At 54.6% G+C, this 21,153-nt stretch carries 13 protein-coding genes, 1 pseudogene and 2 CRISPR repeat arrays; of the genes and pseudogenes, 2 read left to right on the forward strand and 12 right to left on the reverse strand.

The genetic code is table 11. The annotated features are described in order from the left end of the window. Positions 1-123: 123 nt before the first annotated feature. Positions 124-708, forward strand: coding sequence for a hypothetical protein (locus tag V8J88_RS20505; protein ID WP_338846117.1), 585 nt, complete (start codon positions 124-126; stop codon positions 706-708). Next, positions 702-1,673, forward strand: a complete 972-nt coding sequence (locus V8J88_RS20510; RefSeq protein ID WP_338846118.1) for a hypothetical protein — start codon at positions 702-704, stop codon at positions 1,671-1,673. Before V8J88_RS20505 ends, V8J88_RS20510 begins: the two co-directional genes overlap by 7 nt. Before the next feature lie 183 nt (positions 1,674-1,856). Here the strand turns inward: V8J88_RS20510 and V8J88_RS20515 are convergent, their stop codons facing one another. The 12 genes and pseudogenes from V8J88_RS20515 to cas1 all read right to left on the reverse strand — a co-directional run bounded on the left by V8J88_RS20515 (position 1,857) and on the right by cas1 (position 21,152). Then, the gene (locus tag V8J88_RS20515; RefSeq protein WP_338846119.1) at positions 1,857-7,160 is read right to left on the reverse strand and encodes a DNA repair ATPase; all 5,304 of its coding nucleotides are present in this window, start codon (positions 7,158-7,160) and stop codon (positions 1,857-1,859) included. A 133-nt stretch (positions 7,161-7,293) separates the two neighbouring features. Beyond that, positions 7,294-9,468 carry an SPFH domain-containing protein gene (locus tag V8J88_RS20520; protein WP_338846120.1) on the reverse strand — a complete coding sequence of 725 codons (2,175 nt, stop codon included), beginning with the start codon at positions 9,466-9,468 and terminating at the stop codon, positions 7,294-7,296. 67 nt (positions 9,469-9,535) lie between these two features. After that, a complete protein-coding gene (locus V8J88_RS20525) occupies positions 9,536-10,207 on the reverse strand; it encodes a ubiquinone biosynthesis protein (RefSeq protein WP_338846121.1) in 672 nt (223 codons plus the stop codon). A 3-nt stretch (positions 10,208-10,210) separates the two neighbouring features. Next, complete coding sequence (locus V8J88_RS20530; RefSeq protein WP_338846122.1) at positions 10,211-10,579, reverse strand: hypothetical protein; 369 nt, start codon at positions 10,577-10,579, stop codon at positions 10,211-10,213. Position 10,580: 1 nt separating this feature from the next. Next, on the reverse strand, positions 10,581-11,300 hold the full coding sequence (locus tag V8J88_RS20535) for a PspA/IM30 family protein (protein WP_338846124.1): 720 nt from the start codon (positions 11,298-11,300) through the stop codon (positions 10,581-10,583). Between the two features lie 30 nt (positions 11,301-11,330). Then, positions 11,331-11,783 (reverse strand): DUF2170 family protein, encoded by a 453-nt coding sequence (locus V8J88_RS20540; protein ID WP_338846126.1) that lies wholly within the window; start codon positions 11,781-11,783, stop codon positions 11,331-11,333. A gap of 269 nt (positions 11,784-12,052) precedes the next feature. Next, positions 12,053-13,144: direct repeats of the CRISPR family, unit length 36 nt; unit sequence ATTATAGCTTTCCGGGGTGAGAGAGGAAACTATAAC. 19 nt (positions 13,145-13,163) lie between these two features. Beyond that, the gene (locus V8J88_RS20545) at positions 13,164-14,528 is read right to left on the reverse strand and encodes an IS4 family transposase (protein ID WP_338846127.1); all 1,365 of its coding nucleotides are present in this window, start codon (positions 14,526-14,528) and stop codon (positions 13,164-13,166) included. A gap of 22 nt (positions 14,529-14,550) precedes the next feature. Further along, positions 14,551-15,387, reverse strand: coding sequence for an IS3 family transposase (locus tag V8J88_RS20550; protein ID WP_338849944.1), 837 nt, complete (start codon positions 15,385-15,387; stop codon positions 14,551-14,553). A gap of 47 nt (positions 15,388-15,434) precedes the next feature. After that, positions 15,435-16,972 (reverse strand): annotated as a pseudogene (locus V8J88_RS20555) (IS3 family transposase). A 275-nt stretch (positions 16,973-17,247) separates the two neighbouring features. Then, positions 17,248-17,751, reverse strand: coding sequence for a transposase (locus tag V8J88_RS20560; RefSeq protein ID WP_338846128.1), 504 nt, complete (start codon positions 17,749-17,751; stop codon positions 17,248-17,250). Between the two features lie 54 nt (positions 17,752-17,805). Beyond that, positions 17,806-19,821: a CRISPR direct-repeat array (repeat unit 36 nt; unit sequence GTTATAGTTTCCTCTCTCACCCCGGAAAGCTATAAT). 63 nt (positions 19,822-19,884) lie between these two features. Beyond that, positions 19,885-20,193, reverse strand: a complete 309-nt coding sequence (cas2, locus tag V8J88_RS20565) for a CRISPR-associated endonuclease Cas2 (RefSeq protein ID WP_338846129.1) — start codon at positions 20,191-20,193, stop codon at positions 19,885-19,887. A 20-nt stretch (positions 20,194-20,213) separates the two neighbouring features. Next, positions 20,214-21,152, reverse strand: coding sequence for a type II CRISPR-associated endonuclease Cas1 (cas1, locus tag V8J88_RS20570; RefSeq protein WP_338846131.1), 939 nt, complete (start codon positions 21,150-21,152; stop codon positions 20,214-20,216). Position 21,153 lies beyond the last annotated feature (1 nt).

Below are 21,153 nucleotides of genomic sequence, written 5' to 3' on the forward strand. Positions count from 1 at the left end.
CAGGGCTGATGTGGTATGCGGATTTCAGTACGCCAGTGTACTGCAGGTGATTTTTTTGCGTTGTTTTGCAGATTCAATTGAAGCTGTCATAATGAATTACGGCTGTGTCATTTTTCACTCATTATGATACCTGAATTTAACATTTCTTCTGTCTTACCCCCATTTGTCGGGGCAAGCTCCGCTGAACGTAAGGGGGTATCCCCTTACCGTTGCAGTTCCAATGAGTTAGTCGAACGATTTGCCTGTTCATCAGAGCGGATTCAACTTTTACACGGGTTGCTGGACTATCGGGCAGATTTGCAGAAGCTGGGAATTATTGAAGGCTGGCAATGGTTGGATGGCAGTTTTGTGGAGGATGTTGAGCGTACTCAAAACCGGTCGCCAAACGATATCGACTTAGCCACATTTGCAAGGGTGCCAGGCACCGCCAGTCAACAAAAACAATTTGCTCTCGAAAACTTATATCTTTTTGAGCCAGGGGCTGCAAGGGCAAAGTATGGTTGCGATGCTTATTTTATAGAACTTGGCGTTCGGCCTCAGCTTTTGATAAGCGATGCATGCTACTTACAAGGGCTTTTCTCTCACCAAAAACAAACGCATCTGTGGAAAGGCATTCTGCAGATTTCTTTAAATACACCTGAGGAAGATGCCGCGGCGCGTCTTTTGCTGCAACAACGCACAGCGCAGCATAGGAGGGGCTTATGTTGAATAAGCTTGAATACGAAGCGTTGGCAGCCGATTTGGCGGCAGTAAATGCCTTGTTGGCTGATCGTACCGAAGATGAGGACCCTATCGGCTGGATGCAATATTCTTTCCGTAAAAAAGAGCTGGAACAAAAATTATCCAAAATGCAGCAGAATCAATTGCACCATGCACAACTTGGCCTTTTTTTTGGAGGCGGGCCGGTTCTGGGCTCTCGCGGGATACATGCAGATTTCGCAGGTCAAGCCTTGAATATGATGCAAACATTGATCAAAAGCCGCTGTGCTGAAGTCGAAATGGGGCCGCTCAAACAAAGAGGGAAGTTACCGCAAACTGAGCGTTCTCAATTGATTGTTACGCAAATCCTGCGCGGGTCAATTGGCTTTGTTCTGGAAGAGGCGGGTGAGAATTCTGAAATTATCGACACTCCGCTGAAGGAGGTCGTGGATGAAATTTCACAGCTTTTGATCGCAACAGCTGAGGGTGATTCAATGAAATTTGAGCAGGCAAGCGAATCACTTGATCAGCGCATCCTGAATTCTCTTCGGGGTTTCTTTGCATTGTTGGATGAGCAGGAGGCAACTCTGCGGATTGTATGTGGTGAGAAAGACTCATCGTTCAATCGAGAGGCGATACAAAGTGCATATCTGCGTTTACAGGCATTGGAAATTCATGAGTTTTCAAAGGAATTGTGCGGCGTTTTATACGTTAGGCCAGGCAAGCGGGATTTTGAATTGCACTATTGTGATGCGGGGCAGATGGAGAAACTCGATGGCAAGTTGCTGCCACAAGCCATTGCGCAAATTGCCGGACAGGCAGAATTAGAAGGGACGCAGCTTGATCCAGAGAACATTGTGGGACGCCGTTGGCGTGTTTTGCTTAACGTTAAAGAATACAAAGAAAGAAAGCGTGAGCGCACCAGCTACGCGCTGCAAAGCCTGCTGGGCTTGGCAGATGAATTGGCGCATTGATCAAAGCACTTGAATTCTCTCAGGCCGGCAGGAGTGGCTTCAACCGCGAGCCGGTGCGGGGACAGCGTAAATGCCTTGGCGCCGTCCCTTTTTTCTGACGCACAATGGGCGCGGGGCGCGCGCGGCCTGCAGCGCGCTCCCCGGCGTATCTGTTTCCATGCAATCCGCCCCCCCAGCCACACCTCACTCAGGCCGCTTCACCCCTGCCTTGTGCTTGCCAACCTCATGCGCCCCGCTTTTTTTGCCGGCTTGCAGTACGCTCAACAGCCGTTTGTCCAACTCACTGATATTGGCCGACATTTCGCGCACGCTGTCCCAGATGCTGTGGTCGAGGCGCATTTTGTGGTTCATTGAGCTGAGCATGGGCAGCAGGGTTTGTTCATAGCTTTCCGTCAATTTGAGCAGAGCCTTTTGCAAGATCAGCTGCTCCGGCACGCTGATGTCAATTTTGGCCGGCATACGCTGCGCCATCGCTTCGATTTGCGCGCTGATGTCGCCCAGCAGATTGGCGATTTTGGTGGCGCCATCGGCGTCGGCCCCGCCTTGTTTGCGCAGGCGCAGAAAGTCGCTGCACAACTCCCGCCAGCGCGCCTGCTCCTGTGCGCTTGGCTGTCCCAGCAAATGCGCCAGTTTCAGCAGATTTTCTTCCGCGCCGGTGGTCAGGGTTTGCGCTTCGCCGCGATAGTGGTCGCGCAATAAAAGATCGAGTTCCGCCGGACTCATCAAGGCGGAAATCCTGGCGGCCAGCTTGGCCATATTCCGGTAACTGCCTTGCAGCTTGAAGCTTGGTTCTGTACGGTATTGCGGATCTTGCGCGGCGGAAGCGATGTAGGCCTGGTTCACCGCCAGCACCGCGTCGCGCACCTTGCACATGCGCTGCAAGACTGCGCATATTTCGCTGATTTCCTGGCTGCTGTAAGCGTGTTGCAATTGGCTGGCGGCAATCGGCTCGCCTTGCGCCATGCGCAACAAGAGTTGCACATCCTGCGGCGCGCGGTTGTTTAAGACCTGCAATACCGGATTGGCGACCAGCGCGTTTTCGATATACGACATGGCGAACACATCTTCATGCCCGGACAGCATATCGCCCAGATTATAAATATCGGCGCGATTGGCCAGCATGTCGGGAATGCGGAACATCTCGCCCGATTCGGTGTAAGGATTGCCCGCCATCACAATCGCAAAGCGCTTGCCGCGCAAATCATAGGTATGGCTGGCGCCGCGCCAGATCCCTTCGATACGGCGGGTGCCATCGGCTAAGCCGATGAATTTTTGCAAAAACTCGGCATTGGTATGCTGAATATCATCCAGATACAGCATCACATTATTGCCCATGGCCAAACCCAGATTCAGCTTTTCCAGCTCCATGCGCGCGGCGCTGTTGGCGGCTTGCGCCGGATCGAGCGAGCGCACTTCATGCCCTAACACCGGGCAGTTGATACGCACAAAAATCATGCCCAGGCGGTCGGCAAGATATTCCATCAAGGTGGTTTTGCCGTAGCCGGGCGGCGAGATCAGTAACAGCATGCCCATCGAGTCGGTGCGCCGGGCGTCGCCTGCCGCGCCGATTTGCTTGGCCAGATTGTCGCCGATGGTGGGCAGATACACATCATCAATCAAGCGGTTGCGCACAAAACTGGAGAGCGGTTTGGCTTGGAATTGTTCAAGCCGCAAACGCGCTTTTTCTGCTTGCAAGAGTTGCAAGCGCAAAGCCTGCAATTGCAGATAATGCGGGACATGCACTTGGCAGTGAGATTGCAAACGGCGCACGAATTCATTCAGATGTAAATCCAGACTTTGTTCTTGCACGCGCGCATGTTCGCCCAATACATTGCTGATTTTCACACGCAATTCAAGCGCCAGTATGTCGCGCGGTAAGGGACAGAGTAAGGCTGCTGCCGCTTCCGGCAACACGCTGTCTTGCGTCGCACTGTGCGATGCCGCGCCGCCTTGCGCTGTCAGGCTGGCCAGCCAGGCGCAGGCAAGCTGCCAGCGTTCGGCCAGACTGAGCTCGGCCGCCTGCCACGGCAAGCTGATTTGATGGCGGCTGAAATGCTGCAATAAATTTTGCATCAAATCGGCGGCGCTGCGGCTCAACACCCATTTGTGTTCAGCTTTGAAATTGCCGCTGCCCGGATGCTGGCCCAGTTCCGCCAATAAATAACTGGCGGCCTGCTCCAGCGTCAGGGACAGATCCGAGCCGGCGAAAATATCGCTCTGATCCAAGCCCTGTTGTTGCACAAATTGCGCCAGATTGGCTTGCTGGGTTTTTGTCAATTGCTGCAGCAAGGCGCGATTGCCAAACTGGCGCCGCATCAGTTCTGCTTGCTGCGCCTGGAGACACAGCGTTTGCGCTGCGACTTGCGGCGCCAGTTGTGTGGCAAGGTGTTGCCAATACAGCAGGGCAAGCGCGCGTGCGCCGGCGTCGTAGCGCAGCAAACCGGCGCTATCCAGCATCGGCGCCAGGCTGCGCAGAATTTGCACTGCATCGTGGTCATGCAGCCCTTTTTGATAGCCTTCCTGATAGCGTGGCGCGGCAAATTGCCGTACTTGCATCAGTAACTGCGCGCCATCCACCTCTCGCACTCCGTCTTGCAGCAATTGCCAAGTCCAGCCTTCACGCCCTTCCTGCGCCGCCAGTACGACTTGCCAGGCCAGATATTCGGCGCGATACACTTGCGCGCTCTCGGCCAGGCTTTGTTGCTGCCAATACGCTTCCAGCGCTTGCAGGCGCGGTTCATCGACCGGGAAAAAATAATCGGTGCCGGTCAAGTGATAGCACATCTGCTGCTTGTGCAAGACCATATTCAGGTCTAAGGGCTGGCTGTTGACGGTGAAGGCGTGGCGCCCCAGGCGTATCGTATTGCCGCTGACTAATTCGGTGCGGTCGCGCAAAGCGCGCTGCCCCTGTTCGCGCAGATTTTTCAGCTGCCCGGCCAGATCATCGGCGCTGACGTTGCTGCCCAGTTTGCGCAAATCTTGAATACTGCTTTTGAGTTTTGCCACCAGGGCATCGGCGGCAAAGTACGCTTCCAGTTGCGCCGCTTCAGTAAATTGCTGCAAGCGTTTCGGAATGCTGTGCAAGACGCGTTGCGCGGCGTCGGTAATGGCTTGCACACGCTGCGCGCGCTGGGCTTGCAGACTCTGTTTTCTGGCCTCAAACGTGACATATACGGTTTCACGCTTGGCGGCGATTTCGGCCAGGAATTCGGCTTGCTCGGCAAAGCGCCCTTCCTGCTCTTCCAATTGACTCAGCAAACGGGTCAGCAATTCCTCGCAGCGCTCCGGCGTATCGGCTTGCTCCAGTGCGCTTTCCACTGCCTGCGCGAACAAATTGAACTGCGCCGCAAATTCGCCCGCCGCTTCGTCCTTGCTGAATTGCTGATGACGCTGGCGGACTTCTGCGCGCAGCTTATTCACATCGGCAAAAATGCTGGAGATGCTCTGCAAAATCCGGGTGCGCAGACTGGCGTCGCTGACCGCCAGACTGGCCAGTAATTCAGTCAGGCCATTCAAATTCAGGGCGGTGGCTTCGAGTGTGGTTTGCACCGTTTGCAGCTGTGCCGAGGTGTGCAATTTAGGCAATTCCAGCCGATGTCTGGCCAATTCCGCAGAAATTTTGGCAAATGCCTGTTCCTGGCTTAAAAATTGCACGGTGCGCTCAGCGACGCGGCTTTCTTCTTCCTGCAATGCCCGGTCCAACTCCGCCAATTTGACAAGGTCGATGTAACGTTGCTCTTGCATACTGGCTAAGCGGCCACGTTCGAGGCGCAAGGCGGCCAGGGCTTCGACAAAATCGGTCGGCGATTGCCAAAGGCGGCTGGCGATCTCGCTCAATAACTGGCGCTGCGTGCTGGCGGTCTGTTGCAACTGCTGTTGCGCCTGGCGTTGTACTGCGGCGACTTTGTCAAACTCATCAATTGTGCTGTTGGCCACCTCAATGATCAAACCCATTTCCTGGCCAGGCTGATGGGCCGCGTCTTCATTGAGCCAGTGATAGGCATCCACGGTGCGGCGGCATTGCTTGATCAAGCTTTCAAACATAAAGCGCGTTGGCAATTTGTCTTTGCCGCTGGCGTCTTGCTCATGCACCAACTTGCAGATCGAATACATTTCAGAGATGGCGCGCACCAGTTCGCGATTGCCGATTTTCCCTAAAAAGCTCTGCTTAGGGACTTGTTTGGCGGCGTGCTCTTCGCTCTGAAACGGCGTTTGCCAGAGCTGCATCGGGTGGTTACGGGTCGGCTCCTGGTTTTCCGCAGTAAACAGCAAGATGCGGCCATCCGGAAAACGCGCATAGCCATGCGCGATCATGGGTTGGGACAGTGTTTTATTGATCAGGTTATAGCTCAGCAAGACATAGATGCCTTCCTGCACGCCATAAAACACATACAGCACATCTTCGCCGTTCGCCGACAGCACGCGGCGCTTGAACTGCAAGCCGGCGGGCATCTCGGTAAATGTCCGGCTTTCACCGCTTTGCAAGGCATAACCGACAGGAAAGACGATGCCATGATCCTCGGGCAATTGCACGCAAGATTGCCCAATTGCATCTATCCTGCTCACCTGTTGCAGGCGGCGGTTAAAGATTAAATAGCGATTTTCCTGCTCGCGATAGGGTTTGATGCGCAACAGAATCAATTCGCCCACACTCGCGTAGGCGATTTCCGCATCGTTCAAAGACTGGTTGCGGTCTGTCACCGGCTCGCTGTAAATCCCCAAGCCGGATTCGGTATTGTTTTCAATCTTGATCGTCAAATCGCCATCGATGGTCTCGACAAACAGGGTGTCGAGAATATTGATATGGCTGTGTTTGCCAATGACGTGTTGCTCACGGGTGGTTTTGTGCCATTCAAAGTCATGGCTGGGCGGCAGGGCGATATCGCGTTCGCCGCGATTGTCGATGTAAGCGGGCTGGCCGGCATCGGCCAGTTGCCAGCGGAACACACGCAAGTCGCTGGCGCGTTCGCCAATTTGAAATGCGGCCAGCAATTTGCCCTGATGCACACGCAATTGCACCAGTTGCGTATTGCGGTAATAGCTGTACAACTCGGTGAATTCGGCGACAAAGCGCGGGTCTGCCAGGAAGCTGCCCTCTATCGGCAGCGCTTGCAACTCGAATTGATCGCTGTCGCCGGCCTGTTGCAAATGGTACAGGGCAAACACATCGGCAACCTTGGTTTCCTTGCGCAAGCCAATGAACACGTTGTAGCCGAACAGTAAAACATCGCCGACCAATACCAAATCACGCGCCACGCAATTGTTTTCCGTGCGTGCGCGGGTGCGCGCCAGCAGCCTGGTGTCATCCCGGCCAAATTCATCGATACGCGCCTGATTCAGGCTTGCGGCCTTTTGTAATAAGGCTTCAGCTTGTTGCGCCAGACGTTGGCGCAATAAATCGAAACTGCTGGAATGCACGGTCGCGCGTTCGGCCTCAGCTTGGGCGAGGCTGGCGTCTTGCGCAGCGCCGGTTTCAGGAAGACTCATGTCTGGCTATTCCGTGGTGAAGATTGGACAAAGCTGCACTGTGCGCGATGATATGCCGCCAGGCATGCGGCTGGCGGGACATCATTACGGGCCAGGGGCGTTTGCAGCCTGCCCCCCAGCCTGGCCACCCGCCTTAATTGCCGCTGTTGAACTTGGTCAACAGATTTTGCAAGGCGGCTTTCTGCTCTGCCGAGCCTTCTTTGCTGATTTTGTTCAAAAAGGCCGTCATCGACAGGTTTTGCAATTCGCCCGCCGAGCCGCCCAGGGCCGCCAGCAAACTGCGCACATCGTTGAGCATGTCGCGCTCGCCGCTTAAATGGTCTTTCAAACCCAGTTGCAAGGTTTTGCTCTTTTCAATCGCGCCATCAATGCCTTTACCGAGCGCCAGCGCGTTGACGAAGCGCTCAAAATAGTCGCCTTCGCCGCCCACGATATCAATCTTGGCGTTGGCCAGCGCTTTACCCAGCAACTCGGCTTGATCTTGCGCCACCGAGATTTGCGCTTCGATGCCTTTGACGATTTGCTGATTGCTGGCTTCCAATTGCATGCGGAATTCTTCATGGGCGCGGGTTTCGCTGCTCATGCCGGACATGGCTTCAAATTTTTGCCGCAGACCGACCGATTCAGCAGCAAAACGGGTTTGGATCACATGCGCCTGCGCATCGCCATGTTTGATCATCGCTGCCGCATCTGCGGTTTTCACGGCGGCTTCGGCCAGGCCCAATTGTTCATTGCCTTGCGCCTGCGCTTGCAACTTCAGGCGCAGCGCTTCGGCCTCTGCCGCGCCTTGTTTGGCTTTGGCTTCGGCTTCGGCAATCATGACCTGGGCTTGCGCCTGGCCAATTTGTTGCGTGCCCTTGGCTTGCGCTTCCATTTGCAGGCGGGATGCTTCTGCCTGCGCAGCGCCTTGCCGCAAAATCGCTTCCGAGCTGGCGATTTTGACTCTGGCTTCCGCCAGGCCTTCTGCCGCCAATTGTGCTTCGGCTCCTTCGGCTTCGCGTTTTTTGGCTTCGGCGGCTTTTTCCGCCACCTTCAACTGGGCGTCGGCCAGGGTCAATTCCTGCGCCGCTTTGTGTTTCGCGCTGCGCTCCTCGCCTTCAGCCTCAGTCACCGCCAACACCATTTTTTCCTGTCCCTTGGCTTCGGCGGCGATCACCAGCGCTTTTTTATTGCGGTCGGCCTCGGCCACCACCCGCACTTCTTTAATCGCTTCCTCTTGCTCTGCGACCGTGCGCTCAACCACAATGCGCTCGCGGATCACATCGGCAATCGCTTTTTTCTGAATTTCCACCACTTTTTCTTTTTCAATCACTTGCAGCGCCACTTCTTTTTCGCGCTCGACGATTTCCAGCTGGCGCGCCCGGATCACACGTTCTTCTTCAATCGCCACCGCCCGTTTGCGATTGTTTTCCGCCACTTCTTTTTCCCGCGTGGTGTTTTCCTGCTGCACCATCACCTGTTGTTCCGCTTGCAGGCGCGCCAGTTCAGCTTTGGCGTGCTCCTCCGCTTGAATTTTCATGGTTTCCGCCTGCTCGCGCGCTCTTACTGAGCTGACTTCGCGGTTTTGGCGTGATTCGGCATCCGCTTGCTGGCGCTCCAGTTCCAAAATCGCTTCGCGCGTTTCGACATCTTTTTTCTTGATCCGCATTTCTTCATCGCGCGTCACTTCATTGGTGCGGATATGCTCGACTGCAGTTAATTCGGTAATCTTTTTAATCCCCTGGGAATCGAGAATATTGCTCGGATCGAGCTTGTCCAGCGGGGTTTGTTCGAGGTAATCGATGGCCGCATCTTCCAGCACATAACCGGATAAATCGTCACCAATCTGGCGGATGATTTCATCGCGGAATTTTTCGCGCGATTGGTATAAATCAATAAAGTCCATGCTTTTGCCCACGCTCTTCAAGGCTTCGGCAAACTTGGCGGAAAACAGATTTTCCAGCGTGTCTTGATGCGATGCGCGCTCGCAGCCAACCGCCTGCGCCACACGCAACACGTCTTCAGCGGTCTTATTGACTTGAATGAAGAATGTCACCTTGATGTCGGCGCGGATATTGTCGCGGCAAATCAAGCCATCCTTGCCTTCGCGGTCAATTTCGATGGTCTTGAGCGAAATTTCCATGTATTCCGCTTTGTGAATAATCGGGTACACCATGCCGCCGGTGAACGTCACATCGGGCTGGGAACGCAGGGTGTTGATGATCAACGCATGACCTTGCTGCACCTTGTGATAGAACTTGGCGAACATGGCCAACATACCAAACAAGACCAGGGTTCCAATCCCGGCTGACAACAATAAAATGTCCATATTTTTCCTTCCTGGCTTTGTTAATCGGTATAACTGATGAACCGCAAGCTTCTCTTGCACAAATGAATTAATTGGAACTGTCTTTATCCAGCGCCGCCACTTCGTAGCGCTGCTTTGTTTCGTCATAGGACAAAATGACAGCAATGGATTTTTTTCGTAAATGATTGGGGGTTTTTGCCCACACCCGGATATTCAGATTGACTCCCGTATCTTTGACTTCAGCACGGCCAAACTTTTCATCCACCGACAGCGTGGTGATCATGCAGCTCAAGCCGGTCAGGCTGTGATTGCTGCGCGCATGGTGTTTGACAAACAATGGGCGCAGCGGTTTGATGGCCAGCGCAGACAAACGGATCGAACAGGCCGCGCTGAGCAATAAAACCATCGCGCCGGCAAGATAACGCAGCACATCACTGCCCAACATCTGCAGCAGATATTTATGAATCAGCGCACTCAGCAACCAGGTGAAAAACACCAGCAGGGTCAGGACGATGGACAAGGGCACGCCGCCCAGGCCGAGCGCCACCAGATATGAGGCCAGCGAGTGCAAATCCGTGCTTTCGGCATGGGCATCAGTATGCAGATGCACATCAGCTGCGCCATCGCCGCTATCGAGTTCCAGGTTGTCCCCCAGATCGACCAAGCCGATGATGGAAAACAACCAGTACACCAGCAAAATCGCCAAAAAGATGCCCGGTATGATGGTGGGAAAACTGCCGAGCAATTGCCAGAGCGTCATCCGTCACTCCTCTGTAGTCGTGTGAGACAGGCCCGCACCCAATTTAGCGGGTGCGGGGTGCAGCTCTGCAAACGCAATCAAGGCTTGATGCAAAGCTTCTTTGACGGCCCGTTTGTCCGTTAATGTTATGCCAAAGCGCTGCGCCAGCAAAGCATAATCGGCTTCGCTCAAACTCACGGTGAGGCGTGGCCGCACCGGTTTGCCAAGGCAGGGCAGATTGAGGATTTTGCGGATTTGATCGGAGGGAGAAAGCTGGTTCTCCCAGGCCGCATAACGCACCGCCTCAATCACCTGCATCTCAACGTCGAATGCCACTTGCACCGCGCGTATCGCATCATCCGAGCTGCTCCAGCGTGAAGATGTTTTGACCATCTCAATCCACTTTCGCTAAATCCGGCCCGGCTGGCGCAGCTTTCGCCTTCAGTCTGGCCATCACCTCGGCTTTTTTGTCTTGCAATTCGCCGATGCCGGCTGCCGCCAGTTTGGCATCCAGGGCGCGATCACTCAGTTCGCTATCGAGCTGCGCGCGCGCTTGCATGCGGTCGGCATGATCTTGCTGACGTTGCTTGATACGCTCCATGGATTCTTTGGCGTTCAGCAATTTCGAGCCGCTGCTGCCCATGCTGTCCTCAATCATGCTGGTGGCGCGGTACACGCTCTCGGTGGTTTTGGCCATCGCCAATTGCCGCTCATGCTCGCGCAAACTGGTTTCAGCATTCACAATCAAGCCCTTTAAGCGCTGCAATTGCCCGTCAAAAGATTGGTGTGCGGCGTTTTCTTCCGCCAGTGCGGTTTCCAGGTTGGCGATTTTATTCGCCACCTCCTCGGCCAGCGCGGCTTCATTTTTCTGCAAAGCTTGCAAAGCCTTGTCTTCATAGTTGGCGATTTCTTTTTGCAAGCGCTCGATTTCGCGCGCACTTTGCATTTGTTTGGCCATCAGCGCGGTTAAGTCCTGCCTGGCTTTGGCGACATGCGCCTTGGCCTCGACAATTTCCTGTTCGTAAATGGTGGTGGCGTTTTGATCGACCACGCTTTGTCCCATTTCGCGTAAATCGCCCCGCAGCATCGTCAGAATTTTTGAAAAGATAGCCATGATATAGCCCTCCTTAATTAGTGCAGATTTTTAAACACTCAGTAAATATTCAGCGAACACGTCCAATGCTTCCAAGGCATTGTCGGCCAGCATCACCACATCATGCGCCACATCCTCCACCCTGGCGTCTGTCGCCAGGGCGCCGAAAATCACATAATGCTGGCCGATGCGGCCAAAGTGAGAGAGCGGAATCGCCACATTCAAATCCAGCATCGCCTCGTGCATTTCACTGCGCCGCGCAGGATTGATTTCAGCTTCGCGCCACAGATAGCAAATGCACAAAATCTGGCTTGGCGACACCGTGACAAAAACCGGTAATTCTTCACGGTTTTCAATGCTGATGCGCAACACCGGGACGGTTTGCGCATCAGCGGCGGGCAACTTGGAGACAGAAAACGACGTTGCGCCTAATCGTTGGCCCAGGGCCTGTTCCAAACCGGATAGCTGCCCGGAAGCTTGGCCCGGTTCATTCATTTCAACCATTTTTCCCCTCGTCTAGTTGTGGATCTGTCGTTTGCGGTACGACATAATATGTCAAAGTGTAGCGCAATGACATAATATGTCAAGAAATTTCTGGAAGGGAACTCGGAGCGGGTCTGGCGCACTGGCCGGGCCGGGGCGCGGCGAAGAAGCGGCGGCGCGACGGCGATGCAGGCGGAAGGGGTTTGCAAGACGGCTGAGCGCCGCAATGAGGTCTGGCTTAATCCGCCATCAAAGCTGGACCAGCGCATGGTTGCTTAATCGATTTTTTGCGACAACTACCTTGACACGCTCCGGGAAACTATAACAACTCAACCGCAGGAACCCCCTCTGCAAGCATTATAGCTTTCCGGGGTGAGAGAGGAAACTATAACCGCCACACCGTGTACTGATCAGCAAACTCAATTATAGCTTTCCGGGGTGAGAGAGGAAACTATAACATTTAATGATGCCGGAAAACCTGCCGAAAAATTATAGCTTTCCGGGGTGAGAGAGGAAACTATAACCGTCGCCAAAGTGGAAGCGCAAGAAATTGGATTATAGCTTTCCGGGGTGAGAGAGGAAACTATAACATGAGCGAAAGCGGAATCGTCTCCGTTCTCATTATAGCTTTCCGGGGTGAGAGAGGAAACTATAACAATTTGACGGGCAATTTCCTCCTCCGCAAGATTATAGCTTTCCGGGGTGAGAGAGGAAACTATAACTTTCCATGCCTAAAGCCTGAGTCAAGCTGTATTATAGCTTTCCGGGGTGAGAGAGGAAACTATAACTGGTGCGGTAGCAATTATTTTGTTGATAATATTATAGCTTTCCGGGGTGAGAGAGGAAACTATAACCGTCAAGATGTCGCTCAGCGCAGTCGAGCTATTATAGCTTTCCGGGGTGAGAGAGGAAACTATAACCCTCGCCGCGCGCCTGTATGCGATGGTGGAATTATAGCTTTCCGGGGTGAGAGAGGAAACTATAACCATCGCCGCGCTGTCCTCGACTCGGTTGCGATTATAGCTTTCCGGGGTGAGAGAGGAAACTATAACTGTTTTTGCGTTTTGTTTTGCATATTGTTTATTATAGCTTTCCGGGGTGAGAGAGGAAACTATAACTTCCTCTTCTTCTTTGACTTGTGATATTGTATTATAGCTTTCCGGGGTGAGAGAGGAAACTATAACGCGCTTGGCGCTGGCCGTGCGCGGCTCCACATTATAGCTTTCCGGGGTGAGAGAGGAAACTATAACCTGTCATGCGGCGGCCTGCGGCTTGTATGCATTATAGCTTTCCGGGGTGAGAGAGGAAACTATAACCCCGATGCCGCAAGCGAGCCGTCCCCACGGATTATAGCTTTCCGGGGTGAGAGAGGAAACTATAACCCATTCCATTACACACAACTCAGTCTTGCAATGCGCCCATCTCGCGTAGAGTCCTGATTGTCTGAGCCGAAACTTGAACATCCTGTAGACCTCGCCAGATTGTTTTCACGCCAGGCTCCCCGTCATGTTTTCGTGCGAGAAAACCGCCGACACGGGCTACCATGCGCAACACCTCGTTCAAGCCCGGCATAGCGGGCGCCTTCTTTTTATTGAGCAGATAAGCCGCTCGGATTTCGTCGGGATCGAAGAACAAAGTGGCGTCGAGATCCGGACAGGTACGTCCCTTACGCATCAGGTACGCGATACGCCAGGCCACCACCATAAACAGCGCCAGCGCCCGCTCCAGCCGGGCCATGGTGGACAGTTGCAGTTCTTCGACTTCACAGCCATTCTTGAGCACATTGAAAAAGATCTCAATTTCCCAGCGCGCGCGATACCAGTCGATCAGTTCGCTGGCGTCGGCCAAGGTTTCCGCGCGGCGGTTGGTCAGCAAGCGCCATTCCACCGGTTTGATGCCCGTCGGCGGCTGCACTTCGGATGCTACGATGCAGGTCGCCTCGATCTTGCCGCGCTTGCCATCACGCAGCAGAACGCGCTTGGCCCACACCTGCTGACGTACCTGGCGCGCCCTTTGCTTGCCGCGCCCGGCCATGATGAAGCTGATCTCGCCCAGCGGCATACCGGCCGTGGTTTCAGGCCACAGGCGTTTGCTTTCGCCGTCAGCCAGACAGCGATCATGCTTGGCGCGCACCAGCCAATCGGCAGGCGTGCCCAATTCGGCTGCGCGCCGCAGCATTCCCATCATGTCCGCTTCGCGGTCAGCCACATACACCAGACGGGTATTGGGCAACTGGGTCGCCTGCTCGGCGACCCGCTCGTAGCCCTCTATCCAGCGTTCACTCTCTTTTACGCTGGCGGGGCGCTTGCCGTCAGCGCCACGCTCTTCACGCGCCCACATCCAGCCATCGAGCAGGCCCAGCGGCTCACGCTCTGGCGACACCGCGTAGGTCGGATGCACATACATGCCGCGCCGCGCTTCGTAGTTGAGCGGGCCGAGGCCGTCGATGTTTTGGCCGCTGAAGTCCAGTTCGGTGGTGTCCTGAATGCACAGAATAACCTTCTGCGTCGCCATGCGTTCCATGGTGCGCGCCCAATGTGGCGCCAGAATGCCATCCCATGTCACCTCCGGATTGGCCATAAAGCGGTAGGCCGCTTGCGTCTCCGTCCAGTTGTCGCATGCTTCGGGAATGCTGGCCTTCGGTTTGGTCGCGAATGTTTCCATCAATTTTCTCGCCCTGTTGTTAAGGCGGGCATCGCCAAGATCGAGTCCGCCAAACTCATCGTCGGTCCAACTCTGTGCTGCTTGCTTTCCGGAGCGTGTCAAGGTAGTTGTCGCAAAAAATCGATTAAGCAACCATGCGCTGGTCCAGCTTTGATGGCGGATTAAGCCAGACCTCATTGGGCGCCAGCCAGGGCCGTGTATGACGCTTCCAGCGCAGCGGATGGCGTTGCCGGGCTTCGGCATAAACGTCGCGTCGGCGCTCCAGGATCACATTGGCGGCGCCCGTATGGCGCTGCTCCGGCGTCACATAGGCCAAGGCGCTGTGCAAATGGGTGCAGTTGTACCAAGTCACAAATTGCAGTGTCCAATCCCGAGCCTGCGCGATGCTCTCAAAGCCTTTGGCTGGATAGCTGGGCGCATATTTACAGGTGCGGAACCACGCTTCGATATGGGCATTGTCATCGGAGACGCCAGGCCGGCTATGCGAGGAGCCGATGCCCAGCATTTCCAACTTGCTCTTGAGCGTGTGCGAAGTTTGCGCAGCACCGTTATCGGCATGCAGCACCAATGGCGTGCAGCGGCGCTGTTCACGCCAGCAGGCGCGCTCAATCAGTAAAGCAGCTTCCTCACCATTTTCCCGCTCGTGGACTTCCCATGCGACCAGTTTGCGGCTGTAAATATCGAGCACGGCATACAGATAAAAATACTGGCCGCGCACCCGGCTGGGCAGGTACGTCACGTCCCAGCTCCAGACCTGGTTGGGGCCATGGGCGACATGGCGCACCGGCTCGCTGGCCACAGGAGCCTTGCTGCGACCCCGGTGATGCTGCTGGTCGGCGCTTCTCAGCACACGATAGAACGACGATTCCGATGCCACATACGCTCCCTCGTCGGCCAGCCGCGGCACGATCTGCGCTGGCGGCAAATCGGCAAAGCGCGGTTCATGACACAGTTGCAGGATGCGCTGACGTTCCGGAGCGTGTCAAGGTAGTTGTCGCAAAAAATCGATTAAGCAACCATGCGCTGGTCCAGCTTTGATGGCGGATTAAGCCAGACCTCATTGGGCGCCAGCCAGGGCCGTGTATGACGCTTCCAGCGCAGCGGATGGCGTTGCCGGGCTTCGGCATAAACGTCGCGTCGGCGCTCCAGGATCGCATTGGCGGCGCCCGTATGGCGCTGCTCCGGCGTCACATAGGCCAAGGCGCTGTGCAAATGGGTGCAGTTGTACCAAGTCACAAATTGCAGTGTCCAATCCCGAGCCTGCGCGATGCTCTCAAAGCCTTTGGCTGGATAGCTGGGCGCATATTTACAGGTGCGGAACCACGCTTCGATATGGGCATTGTCATCGGAGACGCCAGGCCGGCTATGCGAGGAGCCGATGCCCAGCATTTCCAACTTGCTCTTGAGCGTGTGCGAAGTTTGCGCAGCACCGTTATCGGCATGCAGCACCAATGGCGTGCAGCGGCGCTGTTCACGCCAGCAGGCGCGCTCAATCAGTAAAGCAGCTTCCTCACCATTTTCCCGCTCGTGGACTTCCCATGCGACCAGTTTGCGGCTGTAAATATCGAGCACGGCATACAGATAAAAATACTGGCCGCGCACCCGGCTGGGCAGGTACGTCACGTCCCAGCTCCAGACCTGGTTGGGGCCATGGGCGACATGGCGCACCGGCTCGCTGGCCACAGGAGCCTTGCTGCGACCCCGGTGATGCTGCTGGTCGGCGCTTCTCAGCACACGATAGAACGACGATTCCGATGCCACATACGCTCCCTCGTCGGCCAGCCGCGGCACGATCTGCGCTGGCGGCAAATCGGCAAAGCGCGGTTCATGACACAGTTGCAGGATGCGCTGACGTTCTTCATCAGACAGTTTGTGCGCAGGCGCTGGCCGCTCTGCCTCCGGTCGGCCGTCAGGACGAATTTCACCGTCACAACGCCAACGTTCCAAGGTGCGCACGCTTAGACCGAGTTCGGCGCATGCCAATGCTAAACGCGCACCAGCCTTCCGGGCCTGCAGAATATCGGCGATCATTTCAAGGCGCTGGGGCAACGCAGTCATGCGTCCTCGCCGTCGATCCCCAGCGCCTCGTACTTTCGGGACAGAACCAGCAAGGCCGCTGTTTCCGCCAGCGCTTTTTCTTTACGCCGCAAATCCTTTTCCAGCTCCTTGATGCGCTTTTTGTCTTTGGCCCGGGCTGCAGCATCGGCTTGACTGCTCTGGCTGCTAAGCGCAGCGTGCATTTCTGTGCGCCAGCGCTCCAGTTGCGCTACCAGCAAGCCTTTACGGCGGCAATACTCAGCCAGCTCTGCTTCGTTCAGCGGCGCCGCTTCCAGTACTGCAGCAAATTTGTCCGCAGCACGCCATTGCTCGGGGTTTTGTCCGTCGCCAGGCACAACACGACCGGCTTCACGGGCCTGCTTCCGCCACAGGTAAAGCGTAGCCTCTGGCACGCCGCTTATCTCAGCGACCTCGGCCACAGACTTGTTTTGTGGTGCGCTCATCAGCTTGAGCACATGTTCTTTCTTCTCTTGTGTGTATTTCATTATCGTCTGTTCCATCGCCCCCGGGATGGATTAGAACTCCAAATCACTGGAGGCGACAACTATTTTGACACGGGGGGGTTCTTCATCAGACAGTTTGTGCGCAGGCGCTGGCCGCTCTGCCTCCGGTCGGCCGTCAGGACGAATTTCACCGTCACAACGCCAACGTTCCAAGGTGCGCACGCTTAGACCGAGTTCGGCGCATGCCAATGCTAAACGCGCACCAGCCTTCCGGGCCTGCAGAATATCGGCGATCATTTCAAGGCGCTGGGGCAACGCAGTCATGCGTCCTCGCCGTCGATCCCCAGCGCCTCGTACTTTCGGGACAGAACCAGCAAGGCCGCTGTTTCCGCCAGCGCTTTTTCTTTACGCCGCAAATCCTTTTCCAGCTCCTTGATGCGCTTTTTGTCTTTGGCCCGGGCTGCAGCATCGGCTTGACTGCTCTGGCTGCTAAGCGCAGCGTGCATTTCTGTGCGCCAGCGCTCCAGTTGCGCTACCAGCAAGCCTTTACGGCGGCAATACTCAGCCAGCTCTGCTTCGTTGAGCGCCGCCGCTTCCAGTACCGCAGCAAATTTCTCCGCAGCACGCCATTGCTCGGGGTTTTGTCCGTCGCCAGGCACAACACGACCGGCTTCACGGGCCTGCTTCCGCCACAGGTAAAGCGTAGCCTCTGGCACGCCGCTTATCTCAGCGACCTCGGCCACAGACTTGTTTTGTGGTGCGCTCATCAGCTTGAGCACATGTTCTTTCTTCTCTTGTGTGTATTTCATCATCGTCAGTTCCATCGCCCCCGGCATGGATTAGAACTCCAAATCACTGGAGGCGACAACTATTTTGACACGGGGGGTTCCTCTCTCACCCCGGAAAGCTATAATAGCAATTTTTGAAAAGGCGCGTGCAGGAGAGTTATAGTTTCCTCTCTCACCCCGGAAAGCTATAATCCGTAATCAGATGGTGAATCATTGCTGGCAGTTATAGTTTCCTCTCTCACCCCGGAAAGCTATAATGGGGCGTCTGACGTGTAAAGTGCCGGCACAGTTATAGTTTCCTCTCTCACCCCGGAAAGCTATAATGGCGAATGTCAGGGTTGGTCTTCCTCAGCGGTTATAGTTTCCTCTCTCACCCCGGAAAGCTATAATTCAATTAATGTCAACTCTGGGCTGAATTCAGTTATAGTTTCCTCTCTCACCCCGGAAAGCTATAATCCACCTGAAAAGAAGAAAAAAGCTTAAGCGGTTATAGTTTCCTCTCTCACCCCGGAAAGCTATAATGCGGCGGTTAATGCGGCAATCGTCACGATTGTTATAGTTTCCTCTCTCACCCCGGAAAGCTATAATGCACCAGGTGCCCCGGCGTGCGTTTTGCGCGTTATAGTTTCCTCTCTCACCCCGGAAAGCTATAATGCCTGGGTGGCTTGATCAGGCCAGTTATCAGTTATAGTTTCCTCTCTCACCCCGGAAAGCTATAATCGAGCAGCAGAGCGGAGAGATGATAAAAATGTTATAGTTTCCTCTCTCACCCCGGAAAGCTATAATGGCGGGAGTTTATTATCAGCTGGTACTTGTGTTATAGTTTCCTCTCTCACCCCGGAAAGCTATAATGCCAGGCGCGCCGGCAGCGGGATCCATCGGGTTATAGTTTCCTCTCTCACCCCGGAAAGCTATAATGATGGCGGTTGTATTGGCGACTGCAACATAGTTATAGTTTCCTCTCTCACCCCGGAAAGCTATAATGCAACACACGTTGTTGCACCATATTTACCGGTTATAGTTTCCTCTCTCACCCCGGAAAGCTATAATCCAGGACTGCGAACAGAATCATAATCGAGGGTTATAGTTTCCTCTCTCACCCCGGAAAGCTATAATCCTGATGAGGAAGAGAGCGAAGATAAAGATGTTATAGTTTCCTCTCTCACCCCGGAAAGCTATAATACGGATCGTAAAGAGCTGATGCGGCATCAGGTTATAGTTTCCTCTCTCACCCCGGAAAGCTATAATGGATCATACTCGGAAACAGTAGAGTAAACAGTTATAGTTTCCTCTCTCACCCCGGAAAGCTATAATTTTGTAACGGCTGAGGAGACTACGCGATTCGTTATAGTTTCCTCTCTCACCCCGGAAAGCTATAATAACTGCATCAGATGTAGCTGATTTACTTATGTTATAGTTTCCTCTCTCACCCCGGAAAGCTATAATATTGCCGAGCCTGTCGCGCAACTCAAGCGCGTTATAGTTTCCTCTCTCACCCCGGAAAGCTATAATGCTGCGCGCCGTACTGATGCCGCAGACTTCGTTATAGTTTCCTCTCTCACCCCGGAAAGCTATAATAAGGCATAATTGAGGGCTTGACCAAGCCACGTTATAGTTTCCTCTCTCACCCCGGAAAGCTATAATAGCAGCAAGGATTCGACGGCATGAATTCGGGTTATAGTTTCCTCTCTCACCCCGGAAAGCTATAATGCCGGTTGCTTTACGTGTTTTCATATTGGCGTTATAGTTTCCTCTCTCACCCCGGAAAGCTATAATAAATGACTAATGTAGCACGCAATTTGGAATGTTATAGTTTCCTCTCTCACCCCGGAAAGCTATAATATGGGCATGTGCCAAACTGTCGCGTCAGGGGTTATAGTTTCCTCTCTCACCCCGGAAAGCTATAATGTGTCGTTGAGATAACTTGCTTTCCTTTTGGTTATAGTTTCCTCTCTCACCCCGGAAAGCTATAATTTAATCACAAGCATGAAAGCGCCAATACCCGTTATAGTTTCCTCTCTCACCCCGGAAAGCTATAATATCAATGTTGCGTAGCTCGACCTCAATGCGGTTATAGTTTCCTCTCTCACCCCGGAAAGCTATAATATCCCACGCACAAACCCTTGATTTTCAAGGGTTTTTTGCGTTTTTGACGTGTCAAAAACGCGCTCAAAACAGCAATAATTGGCTTGCATTGACCTTTTTTTCCTGAAAACTGGCTTCGCCCACCAGCATTTTCATATTGCTGAACTGGCGTTCGCTGATTTGCAGATAGCGCACAGAACCCTGCGGCGGCAGATTTGCGCACAGGCGTTTGACATGTTTTTCCATATCGTCATTGCCATTCACCAGACGCGCATAGACTGAGAATTGTAGCATGTCGTAACCTTCACTCTGCAAAAAGCGGCGGAATTGAGCATACGCGCGGCGCTCGGTGCGCAGCTTGACCGGCAAATCAAAAAAGACCATTAATCGCATAAACTTCCTCGTCTCTGCGCTCACGCCCCGCACTCCGTATCAAATAATGCCCCCTGCCGCCCCTGCGCGTCGATGCAAGGCAGGCTCAAGCGCGCCTTGCTGTCGCCTTCCAGCGCGCGCACCAGACTTTGCACGCTTTGCTCCAGCGCCGCCAGCACAGTGCAGCGCCCTGACTGTGTTTGCAGCGGCACATCCTGGTGCAGAAAACTGATCAATTGCGCCTTGTCTTGTGGCGTCAGGCTGGCCGCCTGTTCTTCCGGGTAATGGCGTAAAACCCAGGCGTCCAGCAGCGGGCGCCAGGGTTCTATCATGTCGTCGGCTAAATTAAAGGCATTGAATTCATTGCAATGGTGCAGGCCATGCGCCGGCAGCAGGCCGGCGGCGCATAAGGCGCGCGCCAGCGCAGCGCGCACGATGGCGTAGGCATAGTTCAAGCCGGCGTTCCAAAAGCGTTCATCGCCACGCCGGAAGTCGCGCCCAAACAGCGCCAGGAAATATTTTTGCGCCGCTTGCGCTTCCAGATTATCCGGGTCGCCGGAGCGCACGCGCGTCGCCAATTCCTGTAAGTGCGCCGCGCTTTGCGTCTGGCCGTGCAGGGCCAGTACGCAGGCTTGATTATCAATTTTCTGTTTGATGATTTGCTGCCACAGGCGTTTTTGCAGCGGCGCGCCAGCCGCCAATTGCAGACGCAATACGCGCAAAAAGCGGAAATGCGGGGTGAAGGGCAGCAACATGCCATTCGGCAAATGCTGGCCATTCACCGTGATCAGGGCGATTTGCTCCTGCGACAACGCCGCCAGCAGGGCCGCGCTGAGCGTGACTTGCGGCTGATCCAGCACCAGCGCCGCAATATCTTCCAACGGCACTTGGGCGCTGCCGGCATCCTGCTCAATCAAGAGGCTGCGCTGGCGCAGGGCCAGACGGGCCGGCTGGCTGATCAATACGCTGCGCCAGCCCATA

Source organism: Massilia sp. W12 (assembly GCF_037300705.1).
Classification (GTDB): domain Bacteria; phylum Pseudomonadota; class Gammaproteobacteria; order Burkholderiales; family Burkholderiaceae_D; genus JACPVY01.